Annotated in this window: 16 protein-coding genes and 1 tRNA gene; 10 read left to right on the top strand and 7 right to left on the bottom strand. The window is 66.2% G+C overall.

Translation table 11 applies throughout. The features are described 5' to 3' along the window. Both tyrS and ACTHJR_RS10740 read left to right on the top strand, forming a co-directional pair. Nucleotides 1-1,096: tyrosine--tRNA ligase (gene tyrS / locus ACTHJR_RS10745; RefSeq protein WP_440523161.1), on the top strand; the 1,096-nt coding region annotated here is incomplete at its 5' end. A gap of 87 nt (nt 1,097-1,183) precedes the next feature. Next, entirely contained in the window at nt 1,184-1,501 is a 318-nt protein-coding gene (locus ACTHJR_RS10740) for a PilZ domain-containing protein (RefSeq protein WP_440523160.1), read from the top strand. 153 nt (nt 1,502-1,654) lie between these two features. On the opposite strand, the gene recG is transcribed toward ACTHJR_RS10740, so the two are convergent. Then, on the bottom strand, nt 1,655-3,706 hold the full coding sequence (gene recG, locus ACTHJR_RS10735) for an ATP-dependent DNA helicase RecG (protein ID WP_440523159.1): 2,052 nt from the start codon (nt 3,704-3,706) through the stop codon (nt 1,655-1,657). A gap of 73 nt (nt 3,707-3,779) precedes the next feature. Between recG and ACTHJR_RS10730 the strand changes: the two genes are divergently transcribed. The 4 genes from ACTHJR_RS10730 to ACTHJR_RS10715 all read left to right on the top strand — a co-directional run bounded on the left by ACTHJR_RS10730 (nt 3,780) and on the right by ACTHJR_RS10715 (nt 8,565). Then, entirely contained in the window at nt 3,780-4,046 is a 267-nt protein-coding gene (locus ACTHJR_RS10730) for a succinate dehydrogenase assembly factor 2 (protein WP_440523158.1), read from the top strand. A gap of 143 nt (nt 4,047-4,189) precedes the next feature. After that, entirely contained in the window at nt 4,190-7,741 is a 3,552-nt protein-coding gene (gene mfd / locus ACTHJR_RS10725; RefSeq protein ID WP_440523157.1) for a transcription-repair coupling factor, read from the top strand. After that, nucleotides 7,708-7,983, top strand: a complete 276-nt coding sequence (locus ACTHJR_RS10720; RefSeq protein WP_440523162.1) for a GMC oxidoreductase — start codon at nt 7,708-7,710, stop codon at nt 7,981-7,983. Before mfd ends, ACTHJR_RS10720 begins: the two co-directional genes overlap by 34 nt. Before the next feature lie 72 nt (nt 7,984-8,055). Beyond that, on the top strand, nt 8,056-8,565 hold the full coding sequence (locus ACTHJR_RS10715) for a GAF domain-containing protein (protein WP_440523156.1): 510 nt from the start codon (nt 8,056-8,058) through the stop codon (nt 8,563-8,565). On the opposite strand, the gene ACTHJR_RS10710 is transcribed toward ACTHJR_RS10715, so the two are convergent. Together ACTHJR_RS10710 and ACTHJR_RS10705 are read right to left on the bottom strand one after the other, a co-directional pair. Further along, nucleotides 8,541-8,957, bottom strand: a complete 417-nt coding sequence (locus ACTHJR_RS10710; RefSeq protein WP_440523155.1) for a hypothetical protein — start codon at nt 8,955-8,957, stop codon at nt 8,541-8,543. The two genes, ACTHJR_RS10715 and ACTHJR_RS10710, sit on opposite strands and share 25 nt — an antisense overlap. Next, complete coding sequence (locus ACTHJR_RS10705; RefSeq protein WP_440523154.1) at nt 8,954-10,924, bottom strand: putative bifunctional diguanylate cyclase/phosphodiesterase; 1,971 nt, start codon at nt 10,922-10,924, stop codon at nt 8,954-8,956. The genes ACTHJR_RS10710 and ACTHJR_RS10705 overlap by 4 nt, the downstream gene beginning before the upstream one ends. Before the next feature lie 121 nt (nt 10,925-11,045). Here ACTHJR_RS10705 and moaA point away from each other — a divergent pair, with 121 nt between their 5' ends. From moaA to ACTHJR_RS10690, 3 genes are all read left to right on the top strand, one after another. Next, the gene (gene moaA, locus ACTHJR_RS10700) at nt 11,046-12,044 is read left to right on the top strand and encodes a GTP 3',8-cyclase MoaA (protein WP_440523153.1); all 999 of its coding nucleotides are present in this window, start codon (nt 11,046-11,048) and stop codon (nt 12,042-12,044) included. Next, complete coding sequence (locus ACTHJR_RS10695; RefSeq protein WP_440523152.1) at nt 12,041-12,808, top strand: NAD kinase; 768 nt, start codon at nt 12,041-12,043, stop codon at nt 12,806-12,808. Before moaA ends, ACTHJR_RS10695 begins: the two co-directional genes overlap by 4 nt. Nucleotides 12,809-12,874: 66 nt before the next feature. Next, nucleotides 12,875-12,949, top strand: a tRNA-Asn gene (locus ACTHJR_RS10690). A 54-nt stretch (nt 12,950-13,003) separates the two neighbouring features. Here ACTHJR_RS10690 and ACTHJR_RS10685 read toward each other — a convergent pair. Both ACTHJR_RS10685 and ACTHJR_RS10680 read right to left on the bottom strand, forming a co-directional pair. Next, the gene (locus tag ACTHJR_RS10685) at nt 13,004-13,486 is read right to left on the bottom strand and encodes a DoxX family protein (protein ID WP_440523151.1); all 483 of its coding nucleotides are present in this window, start codon (nt 13,484-13,486) and stop codon (nt 13,004-13,006) included. 27 nt (nt 13,487-13,513) lie between these two features. Then, nucleotides 13,514-14,200 carry a DUF1223 domain-containing protein gene (locus ACTHJR_RS10680; protein ID WP_440523150.1) on the bottom strand — a complete coding sequence of 229 codons (687 nt, stop codon included), beginning with the start codon at nt 14,198-14,200 and terminating at the stop codon, nt 13,514-13,516. Between the two features lie 312 nt (nt 14,201-14,512). Between ACTHJR_RS10680 and ACTHJR_RS10675 the strand changes: the two genes are divergently transcribed. Then, nucleotides 14,513-15,085, top strand: coding sequence for a CC0125/CC1285 family lipoprotein (locus ACTHJR_RS10675; protein ID WP_440523149.1), 573 nt, complete (start codon nt 14,513-14,515; stop codon nt 15,083-15,085). Between the two features lie 284 nt (nt 15,086-15,369). On the opposite strand, the gene secA is transcribed toward ACTHJR_RS10675, so the two are convergent. Further along, nucleotides 15,370-18,111, bottom strand: coding sequence for a preprotein translocase subunit SecA (gene secA / locus ACTHJR_RS10670; RefSeq protein ID WP_440523147.1), 2,742 nt, complete (start codon nt 18,109-18,111; stop codon nt 15,370-15,372). Nucleotides 18,112-18,192: 81 nt separating this feature from the next. Continuing rightward, a complete protein-coding gene (locus ACTHJR_RS10665; RefSeq protein WP_440523146.1) occupies nt 18,193-18,450 on the bottom strand; it encodes a hypothetical protein in 258 nt (85 codons plus the stop codon). Nucleotides 18,451-18,497 lie beyond the last annotated feature (47 nt).

Here is an 18,497-nt window from a genome sequence, read left to right as displayed (position 1 = left end):
GACGGCGCCGAGCCTTCACGTCGGCAGCCTGCTCGTCATCATGATCCTGCGCCGCCTCCAGCAGGCCGGCCATCGCCCCATCGTTGTCATGGGCGGAGGAACCACGAAGGTCGGCGATCCATCCGGCAAGGACGAAAGCCGCAAGCTGCTCACCGACGAGCAGATCGATGCCAATATCGCCTCGATCCGGCGCGTGTTCGAGCGCTTCCTGACCTTCGGCGACGGCCCGACCGATGCGGTGATGGTCAACAATGCCGACTGGCTCGACGCGCTCGAATACATCCCGTTCCTGCGCGACGTCGGCCGGCATTTCACGATCAACCGCATGCTGGCGTTCGATTCGGTCAAGCTGCGGCTCGACCGCGAGCAGCCGCTGACGTTCCTCGAATTCAACTACATGATCCTTCAGGCCTACGATTTCCTCGAGCTGTCGCGCCGCTCGGCCTGCCGGTTGCAGATGGGCGGGTCGGATCAATGGGGCAATATCGTCAACGGCATCGAGCTGTCGCGCCGCGTCGACGGGACCGAGGTGTTCGGGTTGACCACTCCGCTGATCACCAACGCCGACGGCTCCAAGATGGGCAAGACCGCGGCGGGCGCGGTATGGCTCAACGACGACGCGCTGCCGGCGTACGATTATTGGCAATATTGGCGTAACGTCGACGACCGCGATGTCGGCCGCTTCCTGCGCCTGTTCACCGATCTGCCGCTCGATGAAATCGCGAAGCTCGAGGCGCTCGAGGGTGCCGAGATCAATCAGGCCAAGATCGTGCTCGCCAATGCGGCGACCGCGCTGTGCCGCGGCCAGGCTGCCGCCGACGCGGCCGCCGAGACCGCACGCAAGACCTTCGAAGAGGGATCGACCGGCGCCGCTCTGCCGACGTTCGCGGCAGGGGAATCGATCACGATCGTCGACGCGTTGATCGGCTTGGGCTTCTGCGCGTCGAAGGGCGAAGCGCGGCGGCTGATCGCCGGCGGCGGCGCGCGGATCGACGGCGAGAAAGTGGTCGACGAAAACTTCACCATCGCAATCGGCGCGAATCCGGTGCGCGTGTCGGCGGGCAAGAAGAACCACGGGTTGCTCACGTCCGCGTGAACATCGCTAACGTCCGTTAAACACGTTCCTTTTTAAGCTTTTCACGCGCTGGTCGTTACCCATTGCGGTGAGCAAGGAAGGGAATCGATGGGCGCGGCTCTGGCCTATAGTGATCAGCGCGAAGTCCCCCGGGACGAAGTCCATTATCGCGCGCGCGCCTTTGGCGGCGACGCCCGCCCGGTGTCGATCCTGGTCGTCAACATGTCGGCGCAAGGCCTCATGGCGCGAGTCGACAGCGACCGCCCGGTCGGCGAGCGGCTGCACATCACCTTGCCCGTAGTCGGGGTCGTCGTCGCCGAAGTCCGCTGGTCGCTCGGCGGACGGATCGGCTGCGAGCTCGACCAGCCGATCGGGATGGCCGATTATTACGAGCTGCTCGCGGCATTGCTGAAGAACGTTCGCTGACTGCCGTCTGAGCGGCTTACGCCACTCGCTCCACACTAGTCGGTATCCCGGCCTTGTGCCGGGATACGCCGGGCGGCAGGCCTCACGACTTGAACCTCCAGGCCATGACTCGCGGCACGGCAGACCCCGGCACAAGGCCGGGGTGACGAAGTATCAACCCGACCGAAGCAACTGCACCCCCGCGTCCCGCTCGAACAGATAGAGCGCCGTCCGCGCCGCCTGCCCGCGCACCCCGGCGAGCCCGCCATCGCGATCGATCATCAGCCGTGCGTCGTCGTGCGCGGTCTGCTGCAGCGTCGAAAAATGCTCGGGCGTCGCCAGCCGATAGCCCTGTTCACCCGATTGCCGCGTGCCGAGCATCTCGCCGGCGCCGCGCAGCCGCAGATCCTCCTCGGCGATGCGGAAGCCGTCATTGGTCTCGCGCATCAGCGCCAGCCGCGCCCGCGAGGTTTCGCTCAACGTCCCGCCGCGGATCAGCAGGCAGATCGAGCGCCCCGTCCCCCGGCCGACGCGGCCGCGCAATTGGTGAAGCTGGGCGAGCCCGAAGCGATCGGCATGCTCGATCACGATCAGTGTCGCATTGGGGACATCGACCCCGACCTCGATCACCGTCGTCGCGACAAGCACACCAAGGGTGCCGCCGGCGAAACGCGCCATCACCGCATCCTTCTCGGCCGGCTTCATCCGGCCATGGATCAGGCCGACGCGATCGCCGAACCGCGCCTGCAAGGCGGCCGCGCGCGCTTCGGCCGCGGCGAGGTCCGATTTCTCGCTTTCCTCGACCAATGGGCACACCCAATAGGCCTGCCCGCCGGCGTCGAGATGGCGGCCGAGCCCCTCGACGATCTCGCCGAGCCGGTCCTCGGACATCACGCGCGTCTCGATCGGCTGGCGGCCCGGCGGCATCTCGTCGAGCCGGCTGACGTCCATCTCGCCATATTGCGCCAGCGTCAGCGTGCGCGGGATCGGCGTCGCGGTCATCGCCAGCAGGTGCGGCGCCGCGCCCTTTTCCTGCAGCAACAGCCGCTGCGCCACGCCGAAGCGATGCTGCTCGTCGACCACGACCAGACCGAGATCGCGATAGGCGACCGCTTCCTGGAAAATCGCATGCGTCCCGACCAGGATATGGATCGAGCCGTCGGCGAGCCCCATCAAGGTCGACTCGCGTACCCTGCCCTTGTCGCGCCCGGTCAGCACCGCGACGTTGATCGGCAAGCCGGAGAGCATGCGCCGCAAGGTCTCGTAATGCTGGCGCGCGAGAATCTCGGTCGGCGCCAGGAACGCGCCCTGCGCGCCCGCCTCGACCGCGGTCAGCAGCGCCATCGTCGCGACCAAGGTCTTGCCCGAGCCGACATCGCCCTGGAGCAGCCGCAACATGGGGGCGGATTGCGCGAGATCGCCCTCGATCTCGCGGATCGTCCGCGCCTGGGCATTGGTCGGCGCATAGGGCAATTGGAGCATGTCGCGGAGGCGCCCGTCGCCACTGAGCGGTCGCCCGCGGCGTGATCGCGACGATTGCCGCACCAGCATGAAGGCAAGCTGGTTGGCGAACAATTCGTCATAGGCCAGCCGCTCGCGCGCCTTCTGGTCCGCAGGATCGGCATGGCTGCGGGCGAGCGCGTCGCGCCAATCGGGCCATTGATGCTGCGCTTTCACCCCGGGTTCGATCCATTCGGGGAGATCGGGCGCGCGCTCGATCGCCTGGTGCGCCATCTGCCCCAGCCGGCGCGAGGTCAGCCCCTCCGACAGCGGATAAATCGCCTCGCGCTCGCGAAACCCCTCGCCCGCTTCGGCGAGATCGGGATGGATGATCTGCAATTCCTGCCCATACATCTCGAGCTTGCCCGAAATGCGCTTGGCCTCGCCGAGCGGCAGCAATTTCTTCACCCAGCCCGACGATCCGCCGAAATAGATCAGGCTGACGTAATTGCCTTTGGCGTCGGTGGCATGGACCCGCATCGGCCCGCGCGGGCTGCTGCTGGTGCGGTAATCGACCGGTGTCACGGTAATCGCGATCGTCCGCCCGGCATCGGCCATGTCGAGCTCGTCGCGCGGCACGCGGTCGATGAACCCGGTCGGCAGGTGGAAGGCGACATCGACCACACGATGCAGCCCGAGCCGGTCGAGCGGCTTGGCGAGCGCGGGGCCCACGCCCTTGAGCGCGGTCACTTCGGCAAACAGTGGGTTGAGGATATCGGGGCGCATGATTATCTCCGCCCTTCCTAATCCCAGCCGACTGCGCGTCAACGCGCCGTCGGCCAATCGTCGTTGGAGACCCATGGACCGCGAGATCCGCCTCAAGCGCCTGCGCTTCCGTGCCTGGCACCGCGGCACCAAGGAAGCCGATCTGATGATCGGCGGATTCTTCGACGCGCATGGCGCGGGGTGGAACGACGGCGAGATCGACTGGTTCGAGACCTTCCTGGAGGAACAGGACGTCGACATCATGGCTTGGGCGATCGGCACGCAGGACGTGCCGGCGCGCTGGCAGGGGCCGATGATCGAGGCGATGAAGCAACTGAATTTCGTGCCGGTGCAGAAATAACCCTCCCCTCCCTGCAAGGGAGGGGATTAAGGGGTGGGTGGCGAGCGCAGCTCGCTTCCCGGATAAGCCCCAAGCGAACCGATCGGCGCTGGCGCGCCGACACCCACCCCCGACCCCTCCCTTTCAGGGAGGGGAGAAGAAGCATGACCGACCCGCGCAAGATCCTCTCCGCGAAAGCCCCCCTCACCCTCGCCGGCGGGCCCGCGGGGTTCCTGCCCGGGCGGCTCGCCGACCTGGCGCGCGCGCAGGCGCCGGGGCGCGCGGTGCTGATCGCGCCGGACGAAGCCGAGATGCGCGCGGTCGCCGCGACCGCGGGCTTCTTCGCGCCCGAGATCGAGATCGTCTCCTACCCGGCCTGGGACTGCCTTCCCTATGACCGCGCCAGCCCGACGCTCCGCGTCATGGCCGAGCGGCTGGCCGCTCTCCATCGCCTGCAGCAGACGCCGACCAAGCCGCAACTCGTCGTCACTACCGCCAATGCCGCGACCCAGCGCACGCTGACCCCGTTCCGCATCCGCCAGCTCGTCGCGCGCCTCGCGCCGGGCGAGCGGATCGGCCGTGACAAATTGGCCGAGATGCTGTCGGCCAACGGCTATGTCCGCACCGACACCGTCCACGACCAGGGCGAGTTCGCGGTGCGCGGCGGGCTGGTCGATCTGTTCCCGAGCGGCGAGGAGCAGGCGCTGCGCCTCGACTTCTTCGGCGACGAGATCGAGAGCGTCCGTACCTTCGACCCCGCCGACCAGCGGACCACCGGCCGCGTCGACGGCTTCGTCCTGCTCCCCGCGTCCGAAGCGTTGCTCGACGAGGAATCGATCAAGCGCTTCCGTACGCGCTACCGCGAGAAGTTCGGCGCCACCGCGACCGGCGACCCGCTCTACCAGGCGATCAGCGACGGGCGCCGCCTGGCCGGCATGGAACATTGGCTGCCGATGTTCGAGGACCGGCTCGAGACCTTGTTCGACCATCTCGGCGACGATGCGCTGGTCATTCGGGAGTCGGGTGTCACCGCCGCGGCCGAGCAGCGCTTTGAGGCGGTCTCCGATTATCACGCCAATCGCCTGAAGGCGCAGTCGAGCGATCCCGGCAGCTATCGTCCCCTCGCCCCCGGCGCGCTCTATCTGCTCCCCGACGAATGGGCCGAGCGCCTCAAGCGGGCCAAGGCGCATCTCTCGACGCCGTTCCACGAGCCGCCGAGCGACACCGTGCTCGATTTCGAGGTCGACGGCCCGCGCGACTTCGCACCCGAGCGCGCGAGCGGCGTCAACATCTACGAAGCGGTGGTCGAACACCTCTCCAAGCTACGGAAAGACGGCAAGAAACCGATCCTCGCCAGCTATTCGACCGGCTCGCGCGAGCGTCTGTCGGGACTGCTCAAAGACCATGGGCTCACCGGTCTTACGCTGGTCGATACCGGGACGGAAGCCCTCGGCGTTTCCGGTCCCCGCCCGCTTGCGGGTGGGGCTGGGGGAGGGCCTGTCTCGAACCGGCGTGACGAAGGAACACGCCCTCCCCTAACCCCTCCCGCAAGCGGGAGGGGAACTATTGCCCTCGTCATCCTGCCGCTCGACCACGGCTTCACCGCGCCCGACGTCGCGCTGCTGACCGAACAGGACATGCTCGGCGACCGGCTGGTCCGCCGCAATCGCCGCAAGAAGTCCGCCGACGCCTTCCTCGCCGAACTGGCGACGCTGACGCCGGGCGATCTCGTCGTCCATGTCGATCACGGTATCGGCCGTTACGAGGGGCTGACCCAGATCCCGGTACAGAAGGCGCCGCACGATTGCGTCGCCCTGACCTATGCCGGCGGCGACAAGCTCTATGTCCCCGTCGAGAATCTCGAAGTCCTGAGCCGCTACGGCGGCGACGAGGGCGGCACGCTCGACAAACTGGGCGGCGAGGCCTGGCAGCGCCGCAAGGCGCGGATGAAGGAACGCATCCGCGAGATCGCGGGCGAACTCATCGCCACCGCCGCAGAGCGCGCGCTGCGCGTCGCCGATGTCGCCGAGCCCGATCCTTCGGGCTATCCGGCGTTCGTCGATCGCTTTCCGTATCAGGAGACCGACGACCAGGACCGCGCGATCGCCGAATCGCTCGAGGATCTCGGCGCCGGCAAGCCGATGGACCGGCTGATCGTCGGCGATGTCGGCTTCGGCAAGACCGAGGTCGCGTTGCGCGCCGCGTTCGTCGCCGCGATGGGCGGGATGCAGGTCGCGATCGTCTGCCCGACCACCCTGCTCGCGCGCCAGCACTACAACAACTTCGTCGCGCGCTTCGAAGGCTTCCCGATGAAGGTCGGCCGGCTGTCGCGGCTGGTCGGCACCAGCGAGGCCAAGGCGGTCAAGGAAGGCCTGGCCGACGGCACGATCGACGTCGTCGTCGGTACCCACGCGATCCTGGCCAAGGGGGTCGAGTTCAAGCGGCTCGGTCTCGTCGTGGTCGACGAGGAACAGCGGTTCGGCGTCACCCACAAGGAGCGGCTGAAAGCGCTGAAGACCGACGTCCACGTCCTGACGCTGACCGCGACCCCGATCCCGCGCACCTTGCAGATGGCGATGTCGGGGCTGCGCGAATTGTCGGTCATCCAGACCCCGCCGGTCGACCGCCTGGCGGTGCGCACTTACGTCATGCCCTGGGACCCGGTGGTGATCCGCGAGGCGCTGCTGCGCGAACATTATCGCGGCGGGCAGAGCTTCTTCGTCACGCCCCGGATCAAGGATCTGCCCGAGATCGAGGAATTCCTGCGCGAGCAGGTGCCCGAGGTGCGCTACGTCATCGCCCATGGCCAGATGGCGGCGGGTGAGGTCGAGGAGCGGATGTCCGCTTTCTACGACAAGAAGTTCGAGGTCCGGGTCTCGACCACGATCGTCGAGAGCGGGCTCGACATCCCCAGCGCCAATACGATGATCGTCCACCGCGCCGACCGTTTCGGGCTCGCCCAGCTCTACCAGCTCCGCGGGCGCGTCGGGCGCGCCAAGACGCGAGCCTATGCCTATCTCACGACGCCGGCCAACCGCATCATCACCGAGACCGCCGACAAGAGGCTGAAGGTGCTGTCGGATCTCGACAGTCTCGGCGCCGGGTTCCAGCTTGCCAGCCACGATCTCGACATCCGCGGTGCCGGCAATCTGCTCGGCGACGAGCAATCGGGGCATATCCGCGAGGTCGGCTACGAACTCTATCAGTCGATGCTGGAGGAAGCGATCATGGATGCCAAGGCCGGCGGCCTGGCTCAACGGCCGCGCGACTTCAGCCCGCAGATCACGGTCGACGCCGCGATCATGATCCCCGACGATTACGTCCCCGATCTCGACTTGCGCATGGGCCTCTATCGCCGCCTGAACGAACTCGACGACCGGAACGGGATCGAAGCGTTCGCCGCCGAGATGATCGACCGGTTCGGTCCCCTGCCCGAACCGACCGCGAATCTGATCAAGCTCATCGAGATCAAGCTCAACGCGAAGAAGGCGTGCGTGGCCAAGATCGACGTCGGGGCCAAGGGCGCGCTGGTCAGCTTCCACGACGACAAGCCGCCCAATGTCGAAGGGTTGCTGGCCTATGTCGCGCGGTTGAATGGCGTCGCCAAGCTGCGGCCGGATTCGAAACTGGTCATCGCTCGCGAATGGGATGATCCGCAGGCCCGGTTGAACGGCGCACTGCAATTATCGAAGGGGCTCGCGAAGGCGGCTGGCTAGTCCTTTCCCGACCGTTATTCCGCCCTCTGGCGGGATTTCAGCATCGCCCAACGCTAGACGACGCTGTTCGGCGTCGATCGCAGGGCCAGCGTTTTGATCTCCGTTGCAAGGCGCACGAGCTCGACAATCTCTATGTCGTTGATTCGAGCATCTTCCCCTCGTCATCGGAGGTGAACCCGACGCTGACGATCGTCGCCAACGCGATGCGCGTCGGCGTCAACCTGCGCGAGCGATTGACGTAACAACCGATTGATCCTGAACGGATTAATCTGGACTATACGACGGATTCCGCGCTAGACCCGTCGGAAAGGACGATGGGGCAGACGATCCGTTTCAAGCGCTGGCGGTTGATGACCGCCGCGACCGAGGCGCTCGGCAGGGCGCAATCGCTCGCGGAGATCCTCGGGATTCTGCGGTCGAGCGCCCGCGCCATCCTGCGCAGCGACGGGGTCACCGTCGTGCTGCGCGAGGGCGACATGGTCCATTATGTCGGCGAGGATGCCATCGCCCCGCTCTGGTCGGGGCAACGCTTCCCGATCACCACCTGCGTATCGGGCATGGCGATGATGCAGCGGCATATGATCGTCATCCCGGACATCCGCGCCGATCCGCGCGTGCCGCTCAACGCCTATCTCTCGACCTTCGTCGCCAGCATGGCGATGGCGCCGATCGGGGTCGGCGAGCCGGTCGCGGCGATCGGCGCCTATTGGCGCAGCACGCGCCCGATCGAGGACGACGCGCTGGTTCTGCTCGACATGCTGGCCAAGGGCGCCGGTGCGCAATTCGAGCGGATCGTCGATCAGGGAATGAAGACGGCGTCGTGAGGGCCGACGACTTCCAGTTCGTCTTCGGCTTCGAGGTCGATCTCGGAAAATTTCTCGCGCCGCATCGTGAAGATGCCATGCGTGCGAACGATGACCCAGGTACCCGATATCTCGGTCGCATCGGTGTTGATCCCGCCGGAATAGCGGACCGCATGCGCCAGCGCGCCGCCATCATATTGCTTCACGAAACTCAGCCCTGCGCCGTTTCGCGTGCCGCTGACGAAGGCCCGCCGTACGTCGTGAGCGCCGCTGGTATCGGGTTCGGTGATCGTCCCGGAAATGGCGCCGCCGTCGTCGGTGAGATGCGCCATGAAGTTATTGGTCTGGGCATGACCCAGGCCGTCGTAGCGCCCGTACCAGACTCCTCCGATATTCTGCGGATCGTCGCTCATCGCGCAACGAGGTGAGCCAGTGCCGCGCTTGCCAGGGGCTCGGAACACAGGAAGCCCTGATAATATTGGCATCCTTCCTTGGCGAGCAGATCGAGTTGCTCGGGCGTCTCGACGCCTTCCGCGATCACCGACAGGCCGAGCGACAGCGCCATCTCGATCACGCCGCGCACGACGATGCGGTCGCGCGGACTGCCGGCAATGTCCTGGGCCAGTTTGCGGTCGATCTTGAGATAGTCGAGCGGTAGTGCCTTCAAATAGGCCAGGCTCGAATAGCCCGTGCCGAAATCGTCGATCGCCACGCGACACCCCGCCTGGCGCAGCTCGGTGAGCAAGACCGACGCCGCGGAAAGATCGTCGATCAGCCCGCTTTCGGTGATCTCCACGGTCAGGCGCGAGCGCGCGAACCCGGCGGCGTCGATCCGGTCGAGCAGGATGTCGGCGAATCCCGGCCGCGCGATATCGGCGGCGGTCAGGTTGATCGACAGGCGCAGGGCCGAGAGCGTGGCGGGCCAGCCAGTTGCGGTCTTGAGCGCGAGGCGCTGGATATGGTCGGACAAGGCCAACCCAAGATCGGCACGGTCGGCAGCGGCGAACAATTGGTCGGCGCCGACCGCGCCGAACCGCGGGTGCTCCCAACGCGCCAGCGCCTCGACGCCGACGATCTTCCCGGTCGCGATCGCCACCTGGGGCTGGAACACCACCGCGATCTCGCCGCTTTCGATCGCCCGGCGCAGATCGACCGACAGCGCTTCGGCGATCACCGGTTCGTCGGCGACACGGATCGTCGCGCCGTCGGAGGCGCGCGCGTCGTCCAGCGCGTCGTTGGCGCGCCGCACCAGCGCATCGACATCTTCCCCGGTCCGCGCCGCCGCCACGCCAAGCCGCGCGCCAACCGCGACCAGGGTGCCGTCGATCGCGAACGGCCGCGCCAGCGCCTCGACCAGCGCCTCGGCCAGCGCCTCGGCATCGGCGGCTTCCTCGACACCGACGAGAAATTCGGGGCCTTTCATCCGCGCAACGACCTGATGCTTGCCGAGCGTCGTGCGCGCCGCCACCGCGATGCGGCGCACCGCGGCCCGGATCAGCGCGTCGCCGGCCGGGCGGCCATAACCGCTGTTGACTAGGTCGAAGCGGCTGAGTGCGACCAGGATGGCGCTGGCACGATCGCCGCGCCGCAGCCGACGATCGAGCCAGGCTCGCGCGGCGCCCGCGTCGAACGCCCCCTCCAGCGCGTCATCGGTTTCGGCCGCCGCATCGGGCACGCTGCCCAATTCCTCGATCAGCCCGTGAATCCACGGGTCGTCCGCCACCGCCTGGACATGATGGACAAGCCGACCCACGCCGGGATGGTCGTGCGCGAAGGCGGTGGCGCCACCGGCGGAAACACGCCGCACCGCCGCCGCCGCCGCCGTCCGGTCGTCGCTACCGAGCGTGCGCAGCGCGGTGTCGAGCGACACCTCCTGGGCCATGTCGAGCCGTTTCGCCAGGGCGGGAGTCAGCCGCAGCCGCCGCGACCGGCGATTGTAGCGCCAGCCGAGCAACTCGATCGCGCGGCCGCGATCCCAGTCGCCGGCGACGCGCTCGACGAAGCGCCAGGCAAAGCGCAGCGTCTGGGCGAATTCGGCCTCGGTGAACGGACTGACCAGGAAATGGGTCGCCCCCGCGGCGTAGAAATCGCCCAGCGCCCCGACATCGTCGCGCGACACCAGCACCAGCAAGGCGCCCCCGCGCACGCGCGCCGCGTCGCCGAACGCGCCCGCCACTGCCAGGCCCTCACCCAGCGCGCCACGGGCATCGAGTACCGCCAGTGCCGCGCCGCTGCCCAGATAGCGTCGTGCCGCACCGTCGCTGCGGCGGGCGGCCACCACCCGCCAGCCGGCGGCGGCCGCGATCGCCGACAATTCCCCGCGCTGACGAAACGACAGCAGGAACAGGGAGTCGCCGGTGGAGTGATCGCTGGAGACCATCGCGCGCGGTTCTACGCAGGCCCGCACCCGTTCGCCAATCCGCAATCGCAATGGCGCAACCGAAACGATCGCCCAAATCGGGGTTGCCGCAAGGTAACGGACGCCCTAGCTGTCGGGAACGATGGCGACCGCCCCCGCCCTGATCGACCGTCATGGCCGCACGATCAGCTATTTGCGCGTGTCGGTGACCGACCGCTGCGACCTGCGTTGCCGCTATTGCATGGCCGAGGACATGCGCTTCCTGCCGCGCGACGCCTTGCTCGAGTTGGACGAGATCGCGGTGATCGCCGAACGCTTCATCGCGCGCGGCGTGACCAAGCTGCGGCTGACCGGCGGCGAGCCGCTGATGCGCGGCGGCGTGATCGATCTCGCGCGGCGGCTCGGCCGGCATATCGGCCATGGCCTCGACGAACTGACGATGACGACCAATGGAACGCGGCTGGCCGATCATGCCGAAATGCTCCGCGCAGCCGGCATCCGCCGGATCAACGTCAGCCTCGATAGCCGCGACCCTGATCGCTTCCGCCACATCACCCGGCACGGCGACCTGGCGCGGGTGCTCGACGGCATCGCCGCCGCGAAGATGGCGGGAATCGCGATCAAGATCAACATGGTAGCGCTCGAAGGTCTCAACCGGGATGAGATCGCGCCGATGCTCGCCTGGTGCGTCGAACAGGGCCACGACCTCAGCCTGATCGAGACGATGCCGCTGGGCATGATCGACGAGGATCGCGTCGACCGGTTCGTCCCGCTGACCGCGGTGTTCGAGGATCTGTCGCGACAGTTCGACCTGACCCGCGATCCCTGTTCGACCGGCGGCCCGGCGCGTTATTGGCGCGTCGGCGCCAGCCCGACGCGGCTCGGGCTGATTTCTCCGCTGACGGCCAATTTCTGCGACGGCTGCAACCGCGTCCGGCTGACCACCGAGGGGCGGCTCTATGCCTGCCTGGGCCATGACGACCAAGTCGACCTCAAGGCGGCACTGCGGTCGGGCGGCGCGGCGGGGCTCGATGCCGCGATCGACGAGGCGCTGGCGATCAAGCCCGCACGCCACGATTTCCGCATCGCTGCCGGTGCCGCCCCGGCGGTCGCGCGTCACATGAGCGTGACCGGCGGATGAAACGTGCACTGGTCGCCTCGCCGACCCCTCCCGCCCAGATCGCCGAGCAGGAGCTGCGCCAGACCTACGACTGGGTACCGGTCGACCAGGCCGACGTCGTGGTAGCGCTTGGCGGCGACGGTTTCATGCTTCAGACGCTCCATTCGATGCTCGATCGTCGTGGCGCGCCGGTGCCGGTGTTCGGCATGAACCTGGGCACGGTCGGCTTCCTGATGAACGAGTGGCGGCGCGAAGGGCTCGACGCGCGGCTCGAGCGCACGCGGCCGTTCAAGGTCACGCCGCTGCAGATGACCGCGCGGACGATCGCCGGCGAAACCTTCGTCCATCCGGCGATCAACGAGGTCTCGCTGCTCCGCGAGACCCGCCAGACCGCGAAGCTGGAAGTCACGGTCAACGATCGCGTGGTCATCCCCGAACTCGCCTGCGACGGGATCCTCGCCGCGACGCCGGCGGGGTCGACCGCCTATAATCTGTCGGCCAACGGCCCGATTCTGCCGCTCGGATCGGCGATGATCGCTCTGACTCCGATCTCGGCGTTTCGGCCGCGGCGCTGGCGCGGCGCGATCCTGCCCGAAAAGGCGCGGATCACGCTCAAGGTGCTGGAAGCGCCCAAGCGCCCGGTCTCGGCGGTCGCCGACCAGCACGAAGTGCGCGACGTCGCCCAGGTCGATATCGCGATCGACCGCTCGCGCGAATTGACCCTGTTGTTCGATCCCGAGCATGCGCTCGACGACCGCATCACGATGGAGCAGTTCGCCGCGTGAGGTTTACCGGAAATCAGGGGTTGCATCGTCAATCCGCAAAGGTATAGACGCGCCCTCCGGTGACGTTCCCTGATAGCTCAGCGGTAGAGCTCTCGACTGTTAATCGAGCGGCCGTAGGTTCGAATCCTACTCAGGGAGCCACCGCCGTCCTTCTGACATCGTTGCGCTCAGGCACGTCATAAGCCGCGACAAGGGCTATCTTCCAAATTGGCCCGACCGCCAGCGGCTTATCCACGCATCAACCGACCAGGGGCCCGCCCCGAGCAGCACCAAGGCCGCCAGACAGGCGAAGTAGAGCAGGGCGGTTTCGACTCCCGGTGGACCGAATTGCGGTCCCCGGGCGGTCACGGCGATCAATTTGATCGACGTGAAGCCGAATTGCTCATGGACGCTGAGCATGGCGACCAACAGGACCGCGACCATCGGAATGCTGGCGAGCGCGACGAACGCGCCGGCCAGTATCGCGATGCCGCCGGCCAGTTCCACGGCAATCGTGAGCCACGCCATCATGTGCGGCATCGGAGTGCCGATCGCCTCCACGATGCGGACGAAATTCTCCGGTCCCTTCTCGAGCTTGGCCAGGCCGTGCGCGAAAAAGCCGTAGCCAACGATCAGCCGCAACGGGATGGCCGCCCAGCGGGCCAGATTCGCGCCAGCAGGCATGATCGGGTCGATCACTCTCTCTCTCTCTCCCTTGTTCAGTGATCAAACGCGTCGTGCGGCGACGATCGGGCCACCGATCGACCGCTGGACGATGACGGCGCTGACGAGTCCGGGGGGCGCTGGGAGCACCCGATAGCTGACCCGCGTTCCGTTCCAACTGCCGAGGCGGATCAGTTGGCGCACGATGTCGCGGTGGACGATGGTGCGCCCGCCATTCTCCCCGGCGCGGATCGGCACCGCGATCGCACGTGGATCGTAGCGTACGAGCCAAACGATCGCCTTTCCCTTGCCCGCCGCGATGGCGATCGATCCACCGCCGCTGGAAATCGCCGGGCCGTCCGCCGGCCGGGCAAAGCGGCGCAAGGCGGCCTCGACTTCCGCGCGATCGCCGCCATTGACCACACCGCGGCCATTGACGATCATCTGCGGTGTCGCGACCGAATGCCGCCCGGCGGCGCGCGCGTAATCCCATTGACGCTCAGTGAAAGCGGGGCTCGCGAACGTGTCCTTCCAGCCGAGCTGATCCCAATAGGTCACGGCGAAACTTAGCGCGAGGACATCGGGCCGGTCGGCCAAGGCGTTGAGCACGGCGTCGGCGGGGGGGCAGGAGGAGCATCCCTGGCTCTGGTAGAGTTCGACCACTGCCGGCGCGGCGATGTCCGCCGCCGAGGTTGGCTGCGCGCCGCAGCCAGCGGTCAATATCAGTGGCAGGATCCAGAGTGCCTTCATATCGATGCGAGCCTTTCGTTGTTCCGCGCGACCGGTCGTTACGGGCTGAGATACGGTTCAGGGTTCTGCGCGGATGACCGCGACGCATTATCGGCTCGGCGGGCCGTCGAATTGCGGACGTGCGGCCGTCGACGAACAGGCGTCGGCCCGCCGAGGCGGCCCTGCACACCATTATTCGCCTGTCGATCGAAGGAGATGCGACCAGTCGATCGTTACCGCTATGGTATCGGGAGCAAAATCCGTTCATTCTGCGTTCCAAGAGGGCGGGATAGGATGGAGCGTTGCTCAATCCCGTTGAACGGAGATTTTAAAATGACGTCTTCCCTGCGTCGTGTAGCCCTGATGGGCGCCGTGGCCGCGACATCGCTGATGCTCGCGGGCTGCATGACCGAAACTACCTATCGTCCCGCGACCGGCGCGGGTTTCTCGCGAGAGGGCTATTCCGATCGCCAGATCGAGGCCAACCGCTTTCAGGTGACCTTCTCGGGCAATACGATGACCAGCCGCGACAAGGTCGAGCGTTACCTGCTGTTCCGCGCCGCGGAACTGACCAAGCAGCAGGGCTATGACTATTTCGTCATGGCCGATCGCGACACCGACAAGAAGACGCGGACCTATGTCAACGATTTCGGCGGTCCTTACGGGGGCGGCCTGTGGGGTCCGCGCTGGCGCTATTTCGGCCGTGGCTATGGCTGGCGTAGCTGGGACCCGTTCTGGGGCGATCCGTTCTTCGATCGCGACATCAACGTCGACACGGTCGAGAAATATGAGGCGACCGCCGAGATCGTGATGGGCAAGGGACCCAAGCCGGCCGGCAACGTCCGCGCGTTCGATGCGCAGTCGGTGATCAACAATATCGGGCCGACGGTGGTGATGCCGAAATAAGGCGCCGACCCAGGATCAAATGAAAAGGCCGGGGAGCGATCCCCGGCCTTTTGCTTTTTGAAAGCCCTCTCCCGCTGGCGGGAGCACCGGGCCGGTCATGCCCCCGGCATGACCTGAACAGCGCGGGGCGCTGTTCACCCGGTGCAGGTTGGGTAAGGGTCTTCTTTCTTCTTCAAAGCGGCTTTCGCCCAAAAAGAAGAAAGAAGACCCTCTCCCTCCCACCGCCTTCGGCGGCGGGTCCCTCCCTCTCCCGCAAGCGGGAGAGGGAAATATGGGTCATACCTTCAGGCGATCTGCCCGTGGCAATGCTTGTACTTGAGCCCCGAGCCGCATGGGCATGGCGCGTTGCGGCTGACCTTGCCCTCCCAGTCCTTGGGGTCCTCGCCGAGATCGGGCTGTTCGGGCCGGACGATCGACAAGGGCGGCAGCCCCAGGTCGCCCAACAGGCGCGATCCGCCGTCGATATCGGCGCTGTCGTCGTCGCCCGAGAACGGGTCGAAATGCTGGGTGATGAAATCGGGCAGTTCGGGGAGCTCGGGTGGTGCCTGGAAGCGGAATTCGGCGGTCGCCAGCACGCGCGTCACGTCCTCGCGGATCGCGCCCAGCATACGCTCGAACAAGGCGAAGGCTTCCTGCTTGTACTCGTTGATCGGCGTCTTCTGCGCATAAGCGCGCAAGTGGATGACCGGGCGCAGGGCGTCGAGCGTCGCGAGATGCTCCTTCCAGTGATGATCGAGATTCTGGATCAGGATCGACTTCTCGATCATCGTCCATTGCTCGGGCTCGATATCGGCGGCCTTGGCGTCGACCAGCGCGGCAGCGGCATGATTGAGCCGCTCCTCGACCATTTCGACGTCGACCGACTCCTCCTTGAGCCAGTCGTCGATCGGCGGCTCGATCCCGAGCAGGTCGCTGACCTTCGCCTTCATTCCCTCGACATCCCATTGCTCGGGGTAGGAATTGGGCGGGCAATGATCGCTGACGATCGTGTTGACCGTTTCCGTCCGCATGTCGACGACGACGTCGCCGACCGCTTCGGCATCCATGATGTCGTTGCGCTGCTCGTAAATGACCTTGCGCTGGTCGTTCATGACGTCGTCATATTCGACGACCTGCTTGCGGATATCGTAGTTGCGCGCCTCGACCTTCTTCTGCGCGGTCTCGATCGCCTTCGACATCCAGCGCGACGGCGGCAGCGCCTCGCCATCTTCGAGGCTCGAGCGCATCATCTTGGCGAACAACGTGTTCGGCCCGAAGATGCGCAGCAAGTCGTCGTCGAGGCTGAGGTAGAAGCGCGACAGGCCGGGGTCGCCCTGGCGGCCCGACCGGCCGCGCAGCTGGTTGTCGATACGCCGGCTCTCGTGGCGCTCGGTGCCGAGCACGAACAGGCCGCCGGCCGCCAGCACTTCCTGCTTCTCGACCACGATCTCCTGGCGGATACGCTCGATCGCGGCGTCGCGCTCCGGTCCCTCGGGCATCTCGCTCAATTCGTCCTCGACGCGGAATTCGAGATTGCCGCCGAGCTGAATGTCGGTGCCGCGGCCGGCCATGTTGGTCGCGATGGTGACCGCGCCCTTGCGCCCGGCCTGGGCGACGATATGCGCTTCCATCTCGTGGTAGCGCGCGTTGAGCACCTTGTGCTCGACCTTTTCCTCGTGGAGGAATTCGGACAGCATTTCCGATTTCTCGATCGACACCGTGCCGACCAGCACCGGCTGGCCCTTTTCGGCATGAACCTTGATCGCCTTGGCGATGCCGCGGAATTTGTCCTCGAGGTTCTTGTAGAACGAATCCTCTTCGTCGACGCGCTGCACCGGCACGTTGGTCGGGATCGACACGACGTTCATCTTGTAGATGTCGTAGAATTCGGCCGCTTCGGTCGCCGCGGTGCCGGTCATGCCCGACAGCTTGGGATACATGCGGAAATAATTCTGGAAGGTGATCGACGCCATCGTCTGGTTCTCGGGCTCGATCTCGACTCCTTCCTTGGCTTCGACCGCCTGGTGCAGGCCGTCGGACCAGCGCCGGCCGTCCATCATGCGGCCGGTGAACTCGTCGATGATGATGACCTTGCCGTCCTTGACGATGTAATCGATGTCGCGCTTGAACATCATGTTCGCGCGCAGCGACTGGTTCAGGTGGTGGACCACCTGAGTATTCTCGAAATCGTAAAGGTTATCGCCCTGGAGCAATCCGGCCGCTTCCAGCATGCGCTCGACGGTCTCGGTCCCTTCCTCGGTCAAGGTGACCGACTTCTGCTTCTCGTCCTTCTCGTACAATTCGGGCGCGAGTTGCTTCACCACCGCGTCGACGCTCTTGTAGAGTTCCGACTTGTCGTCAGTCGGGCCGGAAATGATCAGCGGGGTGCGGGCTTCGTCGATCAGCACCGAATCGACTTCGTCGACGATCGCCATGGCGAACGGGCGCTGGACCATCTGGTCGCGCTCGTATTTCATGTTGTCGCGCAGATAGTCGAAGCCGAATTCGTTGTTGGTGCCGTAGGTAATGTCCGAGCCGTAAGCTTCCTTACGCTGGAAGTCGGTCAGATTGGGGACGATGACGCCAACCGTCAGGCCTAGGAATCTGTAGACCTGGCCCATCCACTCGGCATCGCGCTTGGCCAGGTAATCGTTGACCGTGATGACATGGACGCCGGTCCCCGGCAGCGCGTTCAGATACACCGCCAGCGTCGCGACCAGCGTCTTGCCCTCGCCCGTCCGCATTTCGGCGATTTCGCCACGATGGAGGACGATGCCGCCGACCATCTGAACGTCGTAATGGCGCTGGCCGAGCACGCGCTTGGCCGCCTCGCGCACCGTCGCGAAGGCCTCCGGCAGCAAATCGTCGAGCGTCTCGCCATTGGCCAGCCGCTCGCGGAACAACACGGTCTGGTTGGCGAGCGTGGCGTCGTCCATCGCCTGGAGCGCGGGTTCGAAGCTGGCGATCTTGTTGACGATCGAACCGAGCGACTTGACGTACCGGTCGTTGGACGACCCGAAAATGGATTTGGCGAGTCCGCCGAGCATGGTGGTTTCCTGTTATATGAAAGCGCACGGCCGCACGGGGCCGCGCCGGATGAAATGCGAAAGGAAAGGGCGACGCGGGCGCTATTCGCGCCGGCGGCTCGCAAAAGCGGGGATCGCGTCGGCCAATGCGAGGGCGGGCATCGCCCGCATCGTCGCGTGCACCGGCCCGGCAATCGCCTGAACCGGCCGTGCCGCGACCTGACGCCGCACCGCGGCGGTCGCCTTGACCACCGTCGCGACGACGCTGCTGCTGAGCGCGGTCGGCGCCTGCGCCGCGCGCGCACCCGCCGTGCCGCCCAAGGCGGACAACAGAGCGGACAAGAGCAGGATCAGGTTCAAGCCGACTTTACTTCATCAATCGTGACGGACGGTGACATAGGGACGCG

The sequence above is a fragment of the Sphingomonas sp. genome, from assembly GCF_051962185.1.
Classification (GTDB): Bacteria; Pseudomonadota; Alphaproteobacteria; order Sphingomonadales; family Sphingomonadaceae; genus Sphingomonas.
This window is presented reverse-complemented; position numbering and strand designations above follow the sequence as displayed.

What these genes read in the sequence shown, in the direction of transcription:
- ACTHJR_RS10730 (WP_440523158.1), top strand. Translation starts at nt 3,780, where the DNA reads ATGGACCGCGAGATCCGCCTCAAGCGCCTGCGCTTCCGTGCCTGGCAC.
- mfd (WP_440523157.1), top strand. Translation starts at nt 4,190, where the DNA reads ATGACCGACCCGCGCAAGATCCTCTCCGCGAAAGCCCCCCTCACCCTC.
- recG (WP_440523159.1), bottom strand. Translation starts at nt 3,706, where the DNA reads ATGCGCCCCGATATCCTCAACCCACTGTTTGCCGAAGTGACCGCGCTC.
- ACTHJR_RS10680 (WP_440523150.1), bottom strand. Translation starts at nt 14,200, where the DNA reads ATGAAGGCACTCTGGATCCTGCCACTGATATTGACCGCTGGCTGCGGC.
- ACTHJR_RS10740 (WP_440523160.1), top strand. Translation starts at nt 1,184, where the DNA reads ATGGGCGCGGCTCTGGCCTATAGTGATCAGCGCGAAGTCCCCCGGGAC.
- ACTHJR_RS10675 (WP_440523149.1), top strand. Translation starts at nt 14,513, where the DNA reads ATGACGTCTTCCCTGCGTCGTGTAGCCCTGATGGGCGCCGTGGCCGCG.
- secA (WP_440523147.1), bottom strand. Translation starts at nt 18,111, where the DNA reads ATGCTCGGCGGACTCGCCAAATCCATTTTCGGGTCGTCCAACGACCGG.
- ACTHJR_RS10710 (WP_440523155.1), bottom strand. Translation starts at nt 8,957, where the DNA reads ATGAGCGACGATCCGCAGAATATCGGAGGAGTCTGGTACGGGCGCTAC.
- ACTHJR_RS10705 (WP_440523154.1), bottom strand. Translation starts at nt 10,924, where the DNA reads ATGGTCTCCAGCGATCACTCCACCGGCGACTCCCTGTTCCTGCTGTCG.
- ACTHJR_RS10715 (WP_440523156.1), top strand. Translation starts at nt 8,056, where the DNA reads ATGGGGCAGACGATCCGTTTCAAGCGCTGGCGGTTGATGACCGCCGCG.
- ACTHJR_RS10695 (WP_440523152.1), top strand. Translation starts at nt 12,041, where the DNA reads ATGAAACGTGCACTGGTCGCCTCGCCGACCCCTCCCGCCCAGATCGCC.
- moaA (WP_440523153.1), top strand. Translation starts at nt 11,046, where the DNA reads ATGGCGACCGCCCCCGCCCTGATCGACCGTCATGGCCGCACGATCAGC.